This window comes from Neorhizobium sp. AL 9.2.2 (assembly GCF_013317225.1).
Lineage (GTDB): Bacteria > Pseudomonadota > Alphaproteobacteria > Rhizobiales > Rhizobiaceae > Neorhizobium > Neorhizobium soli.
Genome location: NZ_JAALXU010000008.1, coordinates 164926 through 183754, shown reverse-complemented (window position 1 = coordinate 183754; position 18829 = coordinate 164926). Strand labels below are relative to the sequence as shown.

Genomic DNA, 18829 nt, shown 5'->3' with positions numbered 1-18829 from the left:
TCTCATATTCAATTGTCAAAGAACCGACATTCCCACCCCAAAAGGCTAAAACGTCACAAAACCCAAGAGCCAAACCGTAACCCGGCCCCAATCAGCATCTGCCAATCTTTTTAGGTTTTCACCGAAACGAAGAAGTCCGTCGCTAGCAGCGCCGCCGCCCTCGTTCAGTGAGCGGGTTATAGATCCGAGGCCCAGAACAAGTCAACAGGGGTTTTTCAAAAATGTCATTTTTCTTTCACAAGTCAGCGGAAGCCACTGATACGGCATAGAATTTGGGCAGTGATGACAAAGCGGGCAGTTGTGGTGGAGCAGCCTGCCTTTGCGGAAGTGGCTATTCCTATGTCAGGACGGATTGCTAGAAGAGGTGCGTCCCAGCCCGACTGCCCTGGTTGCCCTATCCGGTCTTCAAGGGCTAGCGCCCGCGTCGTGGCGCGTATCTGTCTCTATATAGAGAGCGTTATATAGAGAGCGTTCAAAAGCGAGTTCAGGAATGTCTGCGTCATTACCATCTGCATCGTCAGGCGGGCCCCTCATCGCGGGTCTGCCGAAGCTTCCGGTCTCGGACGTGCTTCCTCAGATCCTGTCGGCGCTCAGCGACGGCAACCGGGCTGTCATCTCCGCGCCACCCGGCGCCGGCAAGACGACACTGGTGCCGCTGGCACTTGTCTTCGAACCGTGGTGCAGGGGCAAAATTATCCTGCTCGAGCCGCGGCGGCTTGCGGCGCGCGCCGCGGCAGCGCGGATGGCGTCTCTTATAGGAGAGGAAGTCGGCGGGCGCGTCGGCTACCGGATGCGTCTCGACAACCGCATCTCCTCGGCAACCCGGATCGAGGTGGTCACCGAAGGCGTGTTCGCGCGCATGGTCCTCGACGATCCCGAACTTGCGGGCATTTCCGCTGTCATCTTCGACGAATTCCACGAACGCTCGCTTGATGCGGATTTCGGCCTGGCGCTGGCGCTCGATGTCCAGTCGGCGCTGCGGGAAGACCTTCGGATCCTCGTGATGTCGGCGACGCTCGATGTGGAACGCGTTGCCGGGCTGCTTTCGGATCCGCCCGTCATCGTCAGCGAGGGACGAGGCCACCCGATCGAGATCCGCCATCAGGACAGGCCTAGCGGCGAGCGGATCGAAGATACCGTCTCGCGCGCGATCATCGAAGCGCACCGGTCGGAAACCGGATCCATCCTTGCCTTTCTGCCGGGCCAGGCGGAAATCCTGCGCACGGCTGAGCGACTGCAAGGGCGCTTTGGCCCGGAAACGCTGGTGGTGCCGCTCTACGGCAATCTTTCGCAGCGCGATCAGGATCTGGCGATCCGGCCCTGCCCTGCCGGACAGCGCAAGATCGTGCTTGCGACCTCGATCGCCGAGACCTCGATCACCATCGACGGCGTGCGGATCGTGATCGACAGCGGTTTGCAGCGGCTTCCGGTGTTCGAGCCCTCGACCGGGATTACTCGACTGGAAACCGTGCGGGCCTCGCGCGCCTCGGCGGATCAGCGGGCCGGACGCGCCGGGCGAACCGAACCGGGTATCGCCATTCGTCTGTGGCATCCCGGCCAGACGGCGGCCCTGCCGGCATTCACGCCACCGCAGATCCTTGCGAGCGATCTCTCTAGCCTCGTCCTCGACCTTGCCCATTGGGGCGTGGAGCATCCGGCATCGCTGGCGTTTCTCGATCCGCCGCCCGCCGCTGCCTTCAAGGAGGCGAAAAGCCTTCTCACCCAGCTCGGCGCCTTCAATGAGCAGGGGCGGCTGACAGCGCGGGGCAAGACCATGCGCGACATGGCGCTGCCGCCGCGTCTTGCGGCGATGACGATTTCGGCGGCGGACGACGGCCACGGAAGGCAGGCCTGTCTGCTGGCCGTATTGCTGACCGAACAGGGACTGGGCGGATCGGATGTGGATCTCGACGAGAGGCTGAGACGGTTTCGCAATGAGAAAGGCGAGCGCGCCGACGCCGCAAGGCGGCTTGCGGAGCGGATCGCCTCAGGCCTGCCCCGCAAGACGCAACCGGGTTTGCCAGCGACAGCCGGCCAGCTTCTGCTGCACGCCTATCCGGACCGGGTGGCGATCCAGCGCGGCGGGCGTGGGCGGTTCGTGATGGCAAACGGCCGCGGGGCGGAACTGCCCGAAACCGAGCGGCTTGCCGGTGCAACGATGCTTGTCATCGCCGATCTTTCGGGGCGGGCCGTCAAAGCGCGGATCCTTGCCGCGGCCGAAACCAGTCGTGCCGAGATCGAAGCCGAGCTCGACGATCTGATCGTTCGCCAGGACGAGACGGTGTTCGACCGCCAGAGCCTGAAGCTGCGGGCCCGAAAGGTGACCCGGCTTGGTGCGATCGTGTTCGAGGAAAAGCCCCTGCCCCGCAAGACGGGCGAAGCCGCTGCCTTGGCACTTGCCGAGGGCGTGCGGGAACTGGGCCTTCAGTTCCTGCCGTTTTCCAAGGACGGCGCGCAGCTGCGCGAGAGGCTGGGCTTCCTTCACCGGACGATCGGTGCGCCCTGGCCTGACATGGATGACGCAGCACTGCTGGACCGGCTTGCCGAATGGTTCGTTCCGTTTCAGGGACAGGCCTCCGGCATCGACGCGATCCAGCCCGGCAGTCTTTCGGAAGGACTGCGCTCGCTTGTTCCCTACGACATCCTGCAGGATCTGGGACGCTTGGCACCGACGCATTTCGAAGCGCCGACCGGACAGCGGCATCCGATCCGCTACGACGGAGACGAGCCGACCCTGTCGATCCGCGTTCAGGAACTGTTCGGGCTGAAGACCCATCCGGCTGTAGCGGGCGGGCGCCTGCCGCTGCTGCTCGAACTGACATCGCCGGCGCACCGGCCGATCCAGACGACAAGAGACCTGCCCGGTTTCTGGTCAGGATCGTGGAAGGACGTGCGCGCCGACATGCGCGGACGCTATCCGAAACATCCGTGGCCGGAAGATCCGGCAGAAGCTCTGCCGACGGCGCGGGCGAAACCGCGCGGGACATGATAGGCAGACGTGACAGAATGCCGCCTGCGACCACGAGATGCGGCGCGCTATGAAAAGCGTCGTGACAGTCGAAGCGGAAAGCGGGACATAGAAGAGATGGCGACCAGAGACATGTCCGGCGACGAGATGGCGACCAGCGAAAGCGGCGTCATCGCCCTTTCCGATGCGGTGCGCAGCCGATCCAGCCGGCGGATGCGCCTGCAGACGCTGGTGCGGCTGCGCTGGCTTGCGGTTGCCGGACAGACGGCAACGGTGGTGATCGTCGCGTTAGTGCTGCAGTTCCCGCTGCCCCTGATGGAGGCGGCAATCCTGATCGCGGCGCTTGCCGTGGCGAACCTTACCCTCTCGGCCTGGTTTCCAGCGACGCATCGGCTGGGACCGCGGTCCGTCATTGCGCTTCTGGGCTTCGATCTGCTGCAGATGGCCTCGCTGCTGTTTATCACCGGTGGCCTTGCCAATCCCTTCGCGCCGCTGATCTGCGTGCCGGTGATCATTTCGTTTGCCTCGCAACCCTTGCGCCATTCGATCATGCTGATCGTGTTTGCCCTGATCTGCACCACCACCATCGCCTTTTCGCCCTTCGACGTGCCCTGGTATGCGGGCCAGACGCTGGAGACGCAGCCGGTGATGCAGATCGGCGTCTGGTGCGCGATCGCCTCGATGATGATGTTTGCCGCCTTTTATGCCTACCGCGTCTCGAGCGAGGCGGCGCTTCTGGCGGATGCGCTGGCCGCAACCGAACTGGTGCTGGAGCGGGAAAAGCACCTGTCGCAGCTCGACGGACTGGCGGCCGCGGCCGCGCACGAGCTTGGAACGCCGCTTGCCACGATCAGCGTCGTTGCCAAGGAAATGCTGCGCGACCTGCGCGAAGACGACCGGTTTCGCGAAGACGTGCTTTTGCTGCGCAGCCAGAGCGAACGCTGCCGCGATATCCTGCGCCGGCTGACATCGCTGTCGACCGAGAGCGAGGAGCATATGCGCCGTCTGCCGCTGTCGTCGCTGATCGAGGAGGTGATTGCGCCGCATCGGCAATTCGGCATCGATGTGGAACTCGTCGAAAAAAGCGACATTGCCGGCGAGCCGGTCGGCAATCGCAACCCGGCAATTCTCTATGGTCTCGGCAACCTTGTCGAGAATGCCGTCGATTATGCCAGAGAGAAGGTCACGGTGACCACCGAACACACCGCGTCGCGGGTCGCCATCACGATCGAGGATGACGGGCCGGGTTATGCGCCGGATATACTCGCCCATATCGGCGAGCCCTATATGACCACGCGGTCTCGCGAAGACGAAAGCGCGGGTGGGCTCGGGCTCGGGCTCTTCATCGCCAAGACGCTGCTGGAGCGATCGGGGGCATCGCTCAAGTTCGGCAACCGCGATGCCGGCAAGGCAGGCGCCCGGATCCGGATCGAATGGCCGCGCAGCCTGATGGACCGGCCGGCGATAAAATGAGTGGCCGCTTTGCCAACGCGACCCATATTGAAGTGCAGCAACGGACCGTTGTCCGTGGAGACAGACGATGGATACGAATTCTGAAAACATGCCCGCCCTCGACGATGCCCAGCTCGGAGACGATCCTTTCCTGCTGCTCGTCGATGACGATGGCCCGTTCCTGCGGCGTCTGGCGCGCGCCATGGAAAGCCGCGGCTTTATCGTGGATGCAGCGGAATCGGTCGCCGAAGGGATCGCCAAGGCCGAAGCCCGGCCGCCGAAATATGCCGTGGTCGATTTGCGGCTGGGTGACGGCAACGGTCTCGACGTGATCGAAGCCATCCAGAAGTCCGGTTCGGACACCAAGATCGTGGTGCTGACCGGCTACGGCAATATCGCGACCGCGGTGACGGCTGTTAAGCTTGGAGCGCTCGACTATCTGTCCAAGCCTGCGGATGCGGACGATGTGTTCAACGCCTTGATGCAGCGCCCGGGCGAAAAGGCGGATGTGCCCGAGAACCCGATGTCTGCCGATCGGGTGCGCTGGGAACATATCCAGCGCGTCTACGAGGCCTGCGAGCGCAATGTTTCGGAAACCGCAAGGCGGCTGAACATGCACCGGCGCACGCTGCAGCGGATCCTTGCCAAGCGCGCACCGAAGTAAGTATCGCCGGTCAGATGTCGTCGAAGCTTTTGCCGGTCGCCCATTCGGCCAGCATCAGCCTTCGCGCGGCGAGACGGGAGAAATTCAGCATGATCGATTTGCGCGATGCGGGCGCCAGCTTGTGTTCCGGTGCCTCGCGCATCTGGTGGGCGCCGTAGCCATCGGACAGGAACAGGCCGCAATCCTCCGGGAAGATATCGAGCGGAACGTCCTTGTGGGTGGCGAAGAACAGCCGGTCGCAGGAGGCGCGGTAATCTGGCCATTTGCGATCGACCCGGAAGTCCTCGATGGACGTCTTGATCTCGATGATCCAGATCTCGCCCTTCTCCGACACTGTAATCAGATCGGCGCGGCGACCATTTGAAAGCGCCATTTCCGGAAGAATGGCATGCCGCATGTCATGGAGCAGGATCTGCATGCCCCGGCGGACCATCATGGCCCGCGACGACTGACGGCCGTCGACCAGCGGGTTATTATTGGCAATATTCAATATCGTCATGCACTTGACCTGTCACAGCCCCTCCGGGGGGTTACGGATGTTGCAAAAAGGACATTGCCTTTTGCATTCGTGGAAGCGCGATCCCCTGGCTCACTGCTATCGCTTGCCAAGCGCTGCGCTATGGAAAATAACGGGTCCGAAGGCGCCTGAGCGCCCATTTCAATCGATTCGTACATCAAGAGACATCCATGCGCTTTCGCAACAGCATGCTCGCACTCGGCCTGTTGGCAACCTCTGCCCTGGCCGGCTGCTCCACTACGTCCGACACACCCCGGACGGTCGCCCAGGCCGAAGCTCCGGTCCGTATCGAGACGGCGCAGATCTTTACCGATTCGTATGGGTCGATCACCGATGCAGGTTACACCCTGCCGGCGATCCCGATCAACCGGGTGAAGCCGCAGTTCGTTCGCCAGGTCGTCAATTACGAGACGAATGAGCGGCCGGGAACGGTCATCGTCAACACCCGCGAGCGTCATCTCTATTTCATCCTGCCGGGTGGTCGTGCGATGCGCTATGGTATCGGCGTCGGCAAGCAGGGCTTCGCATGGTCGGGTACCGCCTATGTTGCCTGGAAGCAGGAATGGCCGAACTGGCATCCGCCGAAGGAAATGGCAGTGCGCAAGCCGGACATCGCCCGTTATGTCGAAAACGGCATGGGCCCCGGTCTGTCGAACCCGCTTGGTGCACGCGCCATGTATCTGTTCAACGAAAAGGGCCAGGACACACTGTTCCGCCTGCATGGAACGCCGGAATGGGCCTCGATTGGCACCGCCGCTTCGTCGGGCTGCATCCGTCTGATGAACCAGGACGTGATCGACCTCTACAGCCGCGTCCGTCCGGGCCGCAACACCAAGGTCGTCGTGATCCAGTAAGGGTTCAACGCCTGAAAATGCAAAAGCCGCCGAGGATTTCCCGGCGGCTTTTTTGTTGTCTGAGCGACGGGCCGGATTAACCGGCCTTTGCCTTGAGTTCCAGCCGGCGGCGATGCAGGACCGGTTCGGTATAGCCGTTCGGCTGTTCGCGACCCTTGAGCACCAGTTCGAGCGCTGCCTGAAAGGCGACCGAGGCTTCGAAGTTAGCTGCCATCGGCGTATAGAGCGGATCGCCTTCGTTCTGGCCATCGACCACAGCCGCCATCCGCTTCAGCGTCTCGACGATCTGCTCTTCGGTGACGAGCTTGTGGTGCAGCCAGTTGGCCATATGCTGCGACGAGATGCGCAATGTCGCCCGGTCTTCCATCAGCGCGATGTCGTTGATATCGGGGACCTTGGAGCAACCGACGCCCTGGTCGATCCAGCGCACGACGTAGCCCAGAATGCCCTGCGCGTTGTTGTCGAGTTCGCGCTGGATTTCTTCCGGCGTCCAATTCGGCCGCGAGGCGACGGGCACCGACAGGATATCGGAGAGTTTAGCACGGGTGCGAGTCTTCAGCCCCTTCTGGACTTCGGCGACATCGACTGTGTGATAGTGGGTGGCATGCAAAGTGGCGGCCGTCGGTGACGGGACCCAGGCGGTGTTGGCGCCCGCTTTCGGGTGACCGATCTTTTGCTCCAGCATCGCCGCCATCAGATCCGGCATGGCCCACATGCCCTTGCCGATCTGCGCATGGCCAGACAGGCCGCATGCGAGGCCGATATCGACATTCCAGTTCTCGTAGGCCGCAATCCAGGCCGCCTGCTTCATGTCGCCCTTGCGGATCATCGGGCCGGCTTCCATCGAGGTGTGGATCTCGTCGCCGGTGCGGTCGAGGAAGCCGGTGTTGATAAACACGACGCGCTCCTTCGCGGCGCGAATCGCTTCCTTGAGGTTGATTGTGGTGCGGCGTTCCTCGTCCATGATGCCCATCTTCATGGCATTGTCGGCAAGACCGAGCGCCTGTTCGACGCGGGTGAAGATCTCGGCTGCGAAGGCCACTTCTTCCGGCCCGTGCATCTTCGGCTTGACCACATACATGGAGCCGAGCTTCGAATTCTTGCGGCGGCCGGTGATGCCGCCATCCTTGCGACCGATGTCGTGGATGGCGATCAGGGCGGTTACGACGGCATCCATGATGCCCTCGGGCACTTCATGGCCGTCGCGGTCGAGAATGGCCGGGTTGGTCATGAGGTGGCCGACATTGCGGATGAGCATCAGCGAGCGGGCTTTGACCTCGACGGTTGCACCGTTCGGCGCCGTATAGTCGAAATCCGGGTTGAGCGTGCGCAGGAAGCTCTTGCCACCCTTGGCAACCTCTTCCGAGAGATCGCCCTTCATCAGGCCGAGCCAGTTGCGATAGACAGCAACCTTATCCTCAGCGTCGACAGCGGCGACCGAATCCTCGCAGTCCATGATTGTGGTGATCGCCGATTCGATCCTGACATCGGAAATGTGAGCCGGATCGTCCTTGCCAATCGCGGTTGCCGGATCGATGACGATTTCGACATGTAGGTTGTTTCTGACGAGCAGGATCCGGTTCGGCTCGCCCAGATAGCCGGCAAACTGCGTCGGATCGGTCAGGCCTGTCACTTCGCCGTTCGACAGCGTCACGAACAGGGCGGCATCTTCCACCTTGAGGGAGGCTGCATCCTTCCAGCTGGCACCGGAAAGCGGGGCCGACTGATCGAGGAAGTCGCGCACCCAGGCGATTACCTGTTTGCCGCGAACCGGATTGTAGCCCTTGCCCTTGTCGGCACCATCTGTTTCAGGGATGGCGTCCGTGCCGTAAAGCGCATCGTAGAGCGAACCCCAGCGCGCATTGGCGGCGTTTAGTGCATAGCGTGCATTCATCACGGGGACGACGAGCTGCGGGCCGGCGATGCCGGCAATTTCCGGATCGACGTTTTCCGTCGAGACCTGGAAATCGGGTCCTTCGGGAAGAAGATAGCCGATCTCGCGCAGGAATTCCTCGTAGGCAGCCAGGTCGTTCGGTGCACCGTGCTTGCGGTACCACTCGTCGATCTCGAGCTGAAACGCATCGCGCCTGGACAGAAGCGCCCGGTTCTTCGGCGCAAGGTCGTGAACGATCGCGGAAAACTCGGCGAAGAAATGGTCGGCATCAATACCGGTCTCGGGAAGCGCTTCGGTAACCAGAAAGTCGTGCAGCTTTTGATCGATCTGCAGTCCGTTTTTTTCGATGCGAGTCATGCCGCGCCTCCCGTATGATTTTTTGGTGACATGCAGATTGCCCGCAAGACTTTGTCTGTCAATCGCCGACGATGCCATCGACCATGAAATCATGGGCCGATATGGACCACCCTCAAGAGGTGTTTCACGTGGAGCGCCGACGGACCACCTTCATGGGTATTCCGTCCTGCGGCTGGGTGGTGAGCTTCTGCACCGGCCAGACTTTGGTGCCCGGCACCACATCGAACCGGTAGCTCTTCATCAACACGGCAAGCGCGATCACCGCCTCCTGCATGGCAAAGACGGCACCGATGCAAGTGCGCGGGCCCGCTCCGAACGGCAGGTACTGGAAGCGATTGATATTGCCACGGTTTTCCGGAAGGAAGCGTTCGGGCATAAAGGCGCGCGGCTTTTCCCAGTAGAGTTCATGCCGATGCAGTGTCCATGGCATGACGAGAACCGTCACGCCCGCATCGATGGTCACGGTCTCGCCCGTCGGGCTGGTCCAGCGATCGCCACGGATTGCCGCGCGGTTGATGGAGGGCGCCGGCGGATAGAGCCGCAGCGCTTCCTCGAAAGCGGCCCTCACCCAGGGCATTCTCTCCAGCCAGTCGACCGGTTCGGCCCCTTCGCTCAAGACCTGATCGATCTCCGTTTCCATCGCATCGCGCACATGCGGCGACTGGCCGACGCAATACAGCGTCCAGGCGAGCGCCCTCGCCGTCGTTTCGTGGCCGGCGCCGATGAAGGTCAGGATATTGTCTTCGATTTCGGCCATCGTCAGGCCGTCGGGCCCTTCGAGCTGCAGCAGCAATGTTAGAAAATCCTGCGGTACGGCATCCGGCGTCTCGCGGATCCGCTTCTGGCGCTGGATCATGGTATCGGCGACGACCTTGCGGAACTTGTCCAGCACGCGCTGGCCACCGATCCGCGTCACGCGCGGTACCCAAGGCGGGGCGCGCAGAAGATCCATCGGATCGACACGGCCCATGCGATGCAGCAGGCTGTCGACGTCATCGGAAAATTTCTCGCTCTCGGTGACGATCTCGCCGGAAAACAGTGTCTCGGAAAGGATGGCGAACGCAAGTTCCGTCATGTCGACCGAGATGTCGTGGACCGCGCCCGAAGGATGGTCGGCCGCATACTTCTCGACATACTCCTCCGACTTCGCCAGCATCTGGCCGGCAAAACCGCGGGAGTGGCGCGGCGTGAACACCGGTGCCATCGCCTTGCGCGAGCGCTTCCACACGGGCCCTTCCGCCGTCAGCAATCCGTCACGCAGGATCGGCCGCAGGATGAGCTGACGGATCTCCGACATCTCGTAATTGGCGGAATTATCGACAAGAATGTGCCGGATAAGGCCCGGATCGTTGACGATGAGGGTGCGTTCCTTGAGGAACTTCGTCTCGATCCAGGGAAGCGTGTAGGACGGCTTTCCCCACAGTTCGAGCGGATTGCGCATCACGGTGCGGATGACTTCCAGCCGCGACGGCGGGACGGTGCGCGGCTCCGGTGCCGGTGGCACGAAAGGTTCGGGGCGCATGTCCATATGAAGGGTCCTCATCTTTAAGAGATGAAGAACATATCAGAACTCAGAAGAGCGATTTCAACTCGGCGATCTTGTCGTTGACCAGCCAGCCGTAATAATTCTCTTCCGGCAAACCGCCGCGCGCCCTCAAGGCTGCCGCCCGTTGTGCCGAGCCGCCGGTGTTATAGAGAGTGGCTGTGATGCCGGGATTGCGGGAGATATCGACATTCGCAATCGTCTTGTAGTCGTCGATCGAACGGCGGATGTTCGCCGCCATGTAGGCGAGCGATTTGTCCGGGTCCATGATCGCGTCATAGACTTCCGATGCCTTGTTCTCGTCCAGCTTCGGGTAACCGGAAACGCGGGCGACGGTGTCTGAAAACATCATCGCCGTCAGCGGATTGAGCTGGCCGAGGCCGAAGGTCTGGCCGGCATAGAAGGGCTGGAAGAAGACCGCGCTGAAACGATTGTCCGGAAACGCCTTGCCATCGACCTTGCGTCCCCGGAAAGCGTCTTCCCAGACATTTTCCCGGCAGGTCCAGAGACGGTAGGAGTCGAGCCCCGTGCTGCATTTTGCAAATTGCGGGCGGTCGAGAAAATCCTTGATCGATTCGTCGTCGTAGCCGAAGCGGAAACTGTTGCCGGCATAGGCGGCAGCCTTGATGTAATAGGTCTGCAACCGGTCATAGGCATCGACATTATAGGTGTGCTCGCCAACGATCGCGCCGACGATATGGATCGGATCGAAGCCGTAGGCCGCTGCCGCAGATCTGATCTTGCCGATCAGTTTCTTGTCGGTTGCGAGCAGATCGCGGATCTTTTCATACTTGTCGTCGAACGTGGTGCGGCCGGCGCGGGTTCGGCGCACGGAGGCACCCGGCACTTTCGGCTGCACCGTATTGCGGTTGCCTTCCGGCACGATGGTCACCGCGGCCGCGTAGGTCGTGGAAGCGGCCGTCCATGTGACGGTCATCAGAAATGCAAGCAGAAGGCGTTTCAAAATTGTCGTGTCCCAATTACGGTCTGCACTGATAACGCTCCAGACGCCGAAACAGTCAGGCGGGGGAGAGCGGCGCATCACGAAAGCGCGTCACCCTTACGTGAAGAGATGCTGTAATGTCGAGAGAGTGGCATTCAAAATAGCGTCACTGCCAAGGCGAGCAGCAGCCGGTCGTTGCCCGGCTGCCACGAATTCAAGGTCAGAGGATGTAACGCGACAGGTCGGTATCGTTGGCGAGATCGCCGACATGCTTGCGGACATATTCGGCATCGATCGTGATCGCCGTGCCGCCCTGATCGGGCGCGGTGAAGGAAATCTCGTCCAGCACGCGCTCCATCACCGTCTGCAACCGGCGAGCACCGATATTCTCGACGGTGGAGTTGAGATGCACCGCGACATCGGCCAGCGCGTCGAGCGCGTCATCGGTAAAGTCGAGCGCCAGATCTTCCGTGCCCATCAGCGCCTTGTACTGCCGGATCAGGCTTGCCTCGGTTTCCGTCAGGATGCGGCGGAAATCTTCCTTCGTCAGCGGCTTCAGTTCAACGCGGATCGGCAGGCGACCCTGAAGCTCCGGCAGAAGGTCAGACGGCTTCGACACGTGGAAGGCGCCGGAAGCGATGAACAGGATATGATCGGTCTTCACCGGTCCGTATTTGGTCGAGACCGTGGTGCCCTCGACAAGCGGCAACAGGTCGCGCTGCACGCCTTCACGTGAAACACCGGCGCCCATGCCGCCGTCACGGGCAGCGATCTTGTCGATCTCGTCCAGGAACACGATGCCGTCATTCTCAACCGAACGCACGGCTTCGCGCTGTATCACCTCGTTGTCGATCAGCTTGTCGGATTCGTCGCGCACCAGTTCGCCGTAGGACTTGGCAACGGTGGTTTTGACCTTCTTGGTGCGCCCACCCATCGCCTTGCCGAACATGTCGGAGAGGTTGAGAACGCCGATATTGCCGCCCGGCATGCCGGGAATGTCGAAGCCGGGCATGCCCGAACTGGTATCGGCCACCTCGATCTCGATTTCCTTCTCGTCAAGCTCTCCGCTGCGCAGGCGCTTGCGGAAACTGTCGCGGGTGGCAGGAGAGGCCGTCGATCCAACGAGCGCATCGAGCACGCGCTCCTCGGCACTTGCCTGCGCCTTCGCCTGCACTTCGGTGCGTTTTTTCTCACGGATCAGGCCGATGCCGATCTCGACTAGATCGCGGATGATCTGTTCGACGTCACGCCCCACATAGCCGACCTCGGTGAACTTGGTGGCTTCAACCTTGATGAAGGGAGCGCCCGCGAGCTTTGCCAGGCGACGGGAAATTTCCGTCTTGCCGACGCCGGTCGGCCCGATCATCAGGATGTTCTTTGGCATGACTTCGTCGCGCAGGCTCTCATCTAGCTGGTGACGGCGCCAGCGGTTTCGAAGCGCAATGGCAACGGCGCGCTTGGCGTCGTGCTGGCCAATGATGTGGCGATCGAGCTCGGAAACGATTTCCCGGGGAGAAAAATTAGTCATGAGTTCCTCTTGGCGTCCCTCGTCAACCGTCCTGTCAGGCCCGGCCCGTGAGAGATCCTCTGGCTGGGATGGCGTTATTCGGCGTCGAGCGTTTCGACGACGAGATTGTGATTGGTGTAGACGCAGATATCGGCCGCGATATCGAGCCCCTTGCGGGCAACCTCTTCGGCCGACATGTCCGTGTCCATCAGCGCGCGCGCCGCCGCATAGGCATAGTTTCCGCCAGAGCCGATGGCGATCGTGCCGTGTTCGGGCTCCAGCACATCGCCGTTGCCGGTGACGGCGAGCGTGATCGACTTGTCGGCAACCAGCATCATCGCTTCGAGATTGCGCAGATATTTGTCGGTGCGCCAGTCTTTGGCAAGTTCGACGGCGGCGCGCATCAGCTGGCCGGGATACTGTTCGAGCTTCTTTTCGAGGCGATCGAGAAGCGTGAAGGCATCGGCCGTGGCGCCGGCGAAACCTGCAATCACATCACCGGTCTTGCCGATGCGGCGCACCTTGCGGGCATTGCCCTTCATCACCGTCTGGCCGAGGCTCACCTGACCGTCACCGGCCATCACCACCTTGCCGCCCTTTCGGACCGTAATAATCGTTGTCATTTCATCTACCTCTAAAAGCCCCTGGAGGGCGCCTTCGATTGCGAGCCCCAGCGACGTTCATGGCGGCTCCGTTGAGCCCTATGTAAGTGGGCATCCGCCGAATACAATCTTGCCGAAACAGCACAGCGTACCGGCCGCGCGTCGGCCGTGCTTTTGCTGGATATTTGATCTGCCGCCTGATATGGAGCGCGCATAATAAGCATGGGTGACCTGATGGGCGATACGACAGCCACACGTACGGGAAGCGTTTCCCGCAAGACCAACGAGACCTCCGTTTCGGTTTCCGTCAATCTTGACGGCACCGGCACGTCGAAGATTTCGACGGGCGTCGGGTTTTTCGACCATATGCTGGACCAGCTGTCGCGCCATTCGCTGATCGACATGGAGATCGACGTAAAGGGTGACCTGCATGTCGATGATCACCATACGGTGGAAGACACCGGCATCGCGATTGGCCAGGCCATTTCCAAGGCGCTAGGCGACCGGCGCGGCATTGCGCGCTATGCCTCGCTCGATCTCGCCATGGACGAAACGATGACGAAAGCTGCGGTCGACGTGTCGGGCCGGCCATTCCTGGTCTGGAACGTTTCCTTTTCGGCACCGAAGATCGGCACGTTCGATACGGAACTGGTGCGGGAATTCTTCAACGCGCTGGCCCAGAATGCCGGGATCACGCTGCATATTCTCAACCATTACGGCGCCAACAACCATCATATCGCCGAGACCTGCTTCAAATCCGTGGCGCGCGTGTTGCGCATCGCGACAGAAATCGATCCGCGGCAGGCCAATCGCGTTCCTTCGACCAAGGGTACGCTTGCCTGACGCTTCCAGGAGTTTCATCCTTGAGAAGCTATCTCGTTCTGACGCCGAAAAATGGCCCCGACAGGGAGCACCGTTCCACCATCATCATGCCGGACGGCTTTTCCTGGCCGGCATTCATGCTTTCCTGGATCTGGCTGTTCTGGCACCGGATGTGGATTGCCGGCGCGGTCGCCCTCGTCATCCAGATCGGCAGCGGCATTCTTTCGACCATGCCGGGTTTTGCGATCGGTGGCTGGCTGCTCGGCTTTGCGATGAACCTCATCGTTGCGCTGGAAGGCCGGCATCTCTATTCGCAGTCGCTGCAGCGCCGGGGCTACACGCTCGAAACTGTCGTGTTTGCGCAGGACAGAAGCACGGCCGAGGAAATGTATTTCTCCAATCTGCCGCAGCCTGAACCGAAGGCCATGCCTAGTCTTTCCGAGTGGGCGCCACAGACGAACACCCCTTTCCCCGCCGCTGCCGGATGGCAAAGTTCCGGCGCCGGACTTTTCGATCACGGAGGACGCTGATGCGCGTCGCAATCATCGACTATGGATCGGGCAATCTCCGATCCGCTACCAAGGCTTTCGAACGCGCCGCTCGCGAGGCCGGCATCGACGCTGAAATCGACCTCACCGACAAGCCTGATGCCGTCGCCTCGGCTGACCGCGTCGTTCTTCCTGGCGTCGGCGCCTATGCCGATTGCCGGGCCGGGCTCGATGCCGTTTCGGGGATGCACGAGGCGCTGATCGAGGCCGTCGAGACAAACGCACGCCCTTTCCTCGGGGTCTGCGTCGGCATGCAGCTGATGTCCTCGCGCGGGCTCGAAAAGACCACCAGCGAAGGGTTCGGCTGGATCAAGGGCGACGTCGTCGAGATGACGCCGTCCGATCCCGGCTTGAAGATCCCGCAGATCGGCTGGAACACGCTGGAGCTCGTCAACCCGCATCCTTTGTTCGATGGCATTCCGACCGGACCGGACGGACTGCACGCCTATTTCGTGCACTCCTACCATCTCGCCGCCGCAAACCCTTCCGACGTCATCGCCACGACGGAATACGGTGGCGCGATGACGGCCTTCGTTGGACGCGACAACATGGTGGGGGCGCAATTCCATCCGGAAAAGAGCCAGACACTCGGCCTCGCCCTGATTTCCAACTTCCTGCGCTGGAAGCCCTAACATGATTCTTTTCCCGGCTATCGATCTCAAGGACGGCCAGTGCGTGCGCCTCAAGCTTGGCGACATGGAGCAGGCGACCGTCTACAATCCGGACCCTGCCGACCAGGCTAAGGCCTTTGAGGACCAGGGTTTCGAGTGGCTGCATGTGGTGGACCTCAACGGTGCCTTTGCCGGCGAAAGCGTCAATGGCGCGGCCGTCGATGCGATCCTCAAGGCAACGATGAACCCGGTGCAGCTCGGCGGCGGCATCCGTACGCTCGAGCATATCGAAGCGTGGCTTAGCCGCGGACTGGCGCGTGTCATTCTCGGCACTGTTGCGGTGCGCGATCCTGCCCTCGTCATCGAGGCATGCGAGAAGTTTCCGGGCCAGGTCGCCGTCGGCATCGATGCCAAGGGTGGCAAAGTGGCGGTGGAAGGCTGGGCTGAGGCGTCCGAGCTCGGCGTCATCGAGCTTGCGAAGAAATTCGAAGGCGCCGGTGTTTCGGCGATCATCTATACCGATATCGACCGCGACGGGATCCTGGCCGGCATCAACTGGGCCTCGACGCTGGAACTGGCGGATGCAGTTTCCATTCCCGTCATCGCGTCGGGCGGTCTTGCCTCGATGGACGATATCCACCGCATGCTGCAACCGGATGCAGCCCGTCTCGAAGGCGCGATTTCCGGGCGGGCGCTCTATGACGGCCGTATCGATCCTGACGAAGCGCTTTCGCTGATTCGCGCCGCGAGAGGAGAAGCCGCATGACGCTCAAAGCCCGTGTCATTCCCTGCCTCGACGTGAAGGACGGCCGTGTCGTCAAGGGCGTCAACTTCGTCGACCTGATCGATGCCGGCGATCCGGTCGAGGCCGCAAAGGCCTATGATGCCGCCGGTGCCGACGAGCTCTGTTTCCTCGACATCACTGCTTCGTCAGACAATCGCGACACGATCTTCGACGTCGTCGCGCGCACCGCCGAACACTGCTTCATGCCGCTGACCGTCGGCGGCGGCGTTCGCGCCATTGCCGATATCCGCAAGCTGTTGCTGGCTGGGGCCGACAAGGTTTCGATCAACTCCGCTGCCGTGAACAATCCGGATTTCGTCTACGAAGCTGCCAACAAGTTCGGCAACCAGTGCATCGTCGTGTCGATCGATGCCAAGCGGGTGTCCTCCGCCGGCGAGAGCGACCGCTGGGAGATCTTCACCCATGGCGGCCGCACGGCAACCGGGATCGATGCCGTCGAGTTTGCGCGAAAGATGGTGGAACGCGGCGCCGGCGAGTTGCTCGTGACCTCGATGGACCGCGACGGCACGAAGATCGGCTACGATCTGGCGCTGACCAGCACGATTGCCGATTCGGTTCGCGTTCCCGTGATCGCCTCGGGCGGCGTCGGCACGCTCGACGATCTTGTTGCGGGCGTGAAAGAGGGCCACGCCACGGCCGTTCTTGCCGCTTCGATTTTCCACTTCGGGACCTATTCGATTGGCGAGGCAAAGCGCTATATGGCCGACCATGGCATTGCCATGCGGCTCGACTGACATTCGGGACGGGAGGAGACGGTTTTGAGTGAATTTACCCTCGGCGATCTCGAGAAGATCGTTGCGCAGCGCGCGAAAGCCCCGCCGGAGGAATCCTGGACCGCCAAGCTCGTGGCGGCCGGCCAGACCAAGGCTGCCAAGAAGCTTGGCGAAGAGGCGGTGGAAACCGTGATCGCCGCGGTGGCGCAGGATCGGCACGATCTCGTGTCGGAAAGTGCCGACCTTCTTTATCATCTTATGGTCGTATTGAACATTGCCGACATCCCGTTGCAGGATGTGCTCGCTGAACTTCAGCGCAGGACAGGCCAGACCGGCCTGCAGGAAAAGGCGAGCCGAGCTCCTTGAAGAACATCGTTTCGACGTCTGAAAAGCATGATGTGGATATCCCGGATAGCGGTGTGAACGCGGAATACTACTCGCCTTACCACCACTTCACCGCCGAGGAATGGGCGAAGTTTCGGGCCGATACACCGCTGACGCTGAAGGCCGAGGAAATCGCCCGGCTGCGCTCGCTGGATGACCCGATCAACATCGACGAAGTCCGGCGCATCTATCTGTCGCTGTCGCGCCTGCTTTCGACCCATGTCGAGGCCTCGCAACGGCTTTACCGGCAGCGCAACCGCTTTTTGACCCTGCCGGATGTATCAAAGACGCCGTTCATCATCGGCGTTGCCGGTTCGGTCGCGGTCGGCAAGTCGACCACCGCACGCGTTCTGAAGGAACTGCTGGCCCGCTGGCCTGCAAGTCCCAAGGTCGATCTGATCACGACCGACGGATTTCTCTATCCCAATGCTGTGCTGCAGCGTGAAGACCTGATGCAGCGCAAGGGTTTTCCGGAAAGCTACGATATCGGCCAGATCCTGAGGTTTCTTTCGGCAATCAAGGCCGGCGAGAAAAACGTCAAGGCGCCGCGCTACTCGCATTTGACCTATGACGTGCTGCCGGACGAATACACGCTGGTGGACCGTCCCGACATCCTGATCTTCGAAGGCATCAATGTGCTGCAGTCGCGGGCATTGCCTGTTGACGGAAAGATCGTGCCGATCGTGTCTGACTTCTTCGACTTCTCGATCTATATCGATGCCGACGAAGAGCAGATCCACCAGTGGTATGTCCAGCGCTTCATGAAACTGCGGCAGACGGCGTTTCGTGAGCCGACGTCCTTCTTCAACAAGTATGCGGCAATCAGTGAAGCGGAGGCGATGGCCGTCGCAGAAGGGCTTTGGGAAAACATCAATCTCAAGAACCTGCGCCAGAACATCATCCCGACGCGGCCGCGTGCGGATATCATTCTCCGCAAGGGTCGCGACCACTTCATCGAAACGGTGGCTTTGAGAAAACTGTAGGCTGTCGATCGATACCCATCACGCGATGGATCTTCGATCGTCAGCTATTGACCCTTCGAAGTGTCAGATTGATGCGACCGCCGTTCTTGAGAAGCGTCGACGTGCCGGGATAGATCCGGTCGACCCCGTGAAACGCCAGCCGCCCTTCCTCGCCCAGCACCACGATATCGCCGCTCGAGAGCTTGAAGGAGCCTGTCGGATCCTTGCGATCGACCCCGCCGACCCGGAACAGGCAGGTATTGCCGAGCGAGATGGAGAGGACCGGCGCTGTCAAGTCTGATTCGTCCTTGTCCTGATGCAGGCCCATTTTCGCGTCGTCTGAATAGAAATTGACAAGGCATGCCTCGGGCGGCTTGTCGTAGCCGGCAAGGTTTTCCCAGAGCTCCATCAGTTCCGAGGGAATGGCGGGCCACGGTCTGCCCGTCTGCGGATGGGCCTCCTGGTAACGATAGCCGCGTTCCTTGTCCGTCACCCAGCCGAGTGTGCCGCAATTCGTCATCCGGACCGACATCGGTTTCCCGGTGCCGGGCATAGCGGGGACGTAGAGCGGTGCCTCGGCGACGATGCCGCGGATGACCTCGACCAGACGTTCCTGGGCGACGCGGTTCAGATAATCCGGCAGATGCCGGATGCCGTTTGCCAAAGTCGCCATATCGTTCCTC

The 18829-nt window shown here is 61.4% G+C and carries 18 protein-coding genes; 11 read left to right on the top strand and 7 right to left on the bottom strand.

Features of this window, described 5'->3' with window-relative positions; genetic code table 11:
- Positions 1-490 precede the first annotated feature (490 nt).
- The 3 genes from hrpB (at position 491) to G6K99_RS17750 (ending at position 5084) form a co-directional block, all read left to right on the top strand.
- Positions 491-2989, top strand: coding sequence for an ATP-dependent helicase HrpB (gene hrpB / locus G6K99_RS17760; RefSeq protein WP_174197336.1), 2499 nt, complete (start codon positions 491-493; stop codon positions 2987-2989).
- A gap of 126 nt (positions 2990-3115) precedes the next feature.
- The gene (locus G6K99_RS17755; protein WP_174197350.1) at positions 3116-4441 is read left to right on the top strand and encodes an ActS/PrrB/RegB family redox-sensitive histidine kinase; all 1326 of its coding nucleotides are present in this window, start codon (positions 3116-3118) and stop codon (positions 4439-4441) included.
- 67 nt (positions 4442-4508) lie between these two features.
- On the top strand, positions 4509-5084 hold the full coding sequence (locus tag G6K99_RS17750) for an ActR/PrrA/RegA family redox response regulator transcription factor (RefSeq protein ID WP_062463032.1): 576 nt from the start codon (positions 4509-4511) through the stop codon (positions 5082-5084).
- A 10-nt stretch (positions 5085-5094) separates the two neighbouring features.
- On the opposite strand, the gene G6K99_RS17745 is transcribed toward G6K99_RS17750, so the two are convergent.
- Complete coding sequence (locus G6K99_RS17745; RefSeq protein WP_113109942.1) at positions 5095-5583, bottom strand: MmcB family DNA repair protein; 489 nt, start codon at positions 5581-5583, stop codon at positions 5095-5097.
- Positions 5584-5771: 188 nt separating this feature from the next.
- On the opposite strand from G6K99_RS17745, the gene G6K99_RS17740 reads away from it, so the two are divergent.
- Complete coding sequence (locus G6K99_RS17740; protein WP_113167228.1) at positions 5772-6455, top strand: L,D-transpeptidase; 684 nt, start codon at positions 5772-5774, stop codon at positions 6453-6455.
- Between the two features lie 76 nt (positions 6456-6531).
- Here the strand turns inward: G6K99_RS17740 and G6K99_RS17735 are convergent, their stop codons facing one another.
- The 5 genes from G6K99_RS17735 to hslV form a co-directional block, all read right to left on the bottom strand.
- Complete coding sequence (locus G6K99_RS17735) at positions 6532-8706, bottom strand: malate synthase G (protein ID WP_174197335.1); 2175 nt, start codon at positions 8704-8706, stop codon at positions 6532-6534.
- 124 nt (positions 8707-8830) lie between these two features.
- A complete protein-coding gene (locus tag G6K99_RS17730) occupies positions 8831-10234 on the bottom strand; it encodes a cytochrome P450 (protein WP_062577161.1) in 1404 nt (467 codons plus the stop codon).
- Positions 10235-10277: 43 nt separating this feature from the next.
- The gene (locus tag G6K99_RS17725) at positions 10278-11213 is read right to left on the bottom strand and encodes a DUF1402 family protein (RefSeq protein WP_174197334.1); all 936 of its coding nucleotides are present in this window, start codon (positions 11211-11213) and stop codon (positions 10278-10280) included.
- Between the two features lie 199 nt (positions 11214-11412).
- Positions 11413-12720 carry an ATP-dependent protease ATPase subunit HslU gene (gene hslU, locus G6K99_RS17720; protein ID WP_062577159.1) on the bottom strand — a complete coding sequence of 436 codons (1308 nt, stop codon included), beginning with the start codon at positions 12718-12720 and terminating at the stop codon, positions 11413-11415.
- A gap of 74 nt (positions 12721-12794) precedes the next feature.
- The gene (hslV, locus tag G6K99_RS17715) at positions 12795-13322 is read right to left on the bottom strand and encodes an ATP-dependent protease subunit HslV (protein WP_062463013.1); all 528 of its coding nucleotides are present in this window, start codon (positions 13320-13322) and stop codon (positions 12795-12797) included.
- A gap of 213 nt (positions 13323-13535) precedes the next feature.
- Here hslV and hisB point away from each other — a divergent pair, with 213 nt between their 5' ends.
- From hisB to coaA, 7 genes are read left to right on the top strand one after another with little or no spacing between them, the layout of a single operon-like run.
- The gene (gene hisB / locus G6K99_RS17710; RefSeq protein ID WP_062463073.1) at positions 13536-14144 is read left to right on the top strand and encodes an imidazoleglycerol-phosphate dehydratase HisB; all 609 of its coding nucleotides are present in this window, start codon (positions 13536-13538) and stop codon (positions 14142-14144) included.
- A 20-nt stretch (positions 14145-14164) separates the two neighbouring features.
- Positions 14165-14653 (top strand): DUF2628 domain-containing protein, encoded by a 489-nt coding sequence (locus G6K99_RS17705; RefSeq protein ID WP_174197333.1) that lies wholly within the window; start codon positions 14165-14167, stop codon positions 14651-14653.
- The gene (gene hisH / locus G6K99_RS17700; RefSeq protein WP_092665229.1) at positions 14653-15303 is read left to right on the top strand and encodes an imidazole glycerol phosphate synthase subunit HisH; all 651 of its coding nucleotides are present in this window, start codon (positions 14653-14655) and stop codon (positions 15301-15303) included. Before G6K99_RS17705 ends, hisH begins: the two co-directional genes overlap by 1 nt.
- Position 15304: 1 nt before the next feature.
- Positions 15305-16048, top strand: a complete 744-nt coding sequence (hisA, locus tag G6K99_RS17695) for a 1-(5-phosphoribosyl)-5-[(5-phosphoribosylamino)methylideneamino]imidazole-4-carboxamide isomerase (RefSeq protein ID WP_174197332.1) — start codon at positions 15305-15307, stop codon at positions 16046-16048.
- Positions 16045-16821, top strand: coding sequence for an imidazole glycerol phosphate synthase subunit HisF (hisF, locus tag G6K99_RS17690; protein WP_174197331.1), 777 nt, complete (start codon positions 16045-16047; stop codon positions 16819-16821). The genes hisA and hisF overlap by 4 nt, the downstream gene beginning before the upstream one ends.
- Before the next feature lie 24 nt (positions 16822-16845).
- Positions 16846-17166, top strand: coding sequence for a phosphoribosyl-ATP diphosphatase (locus G6K99_RS17685; RefSeq protein WP_062462998.1), 321 nt, complete (start codon positions 16846-16848; stop codon positions 17164-17166).
- A 32-nt stretch (positions 17167-17198) separates the two neighbouring features.
- The gene (gene coaA / locus G6K99_RS17680; RefSeq protein ID WP_371816230.1) at positions 17199-18167 is read left to right on the top strand and encodes a type I pantothenate kinase; all 969 of its coding nucleotides are present in this window, start codon (positions 17199-17201) and stop codon (positions 18165-18167) included.
- Between the two features lie 40 nt (positions 18168-18207).
- Here coaA and G6K99_RS17675 read toward each other — a convergent pair whose 3' ends face one another.
- Positions 18208-18819: an alpha-ketoglutarate-dependent dioxygenase AlkB gene (locus G6K99_RS17675; protein ID WP_174197330.1), complete on the bottom strand. Its 612-nt coding sequence runs from the start codon at positions 18817-18819 to the stop codon at positions 18208-18210.
- Between the last annotated feature and the right edge of the window lie 10 nt (positions 18820-18829).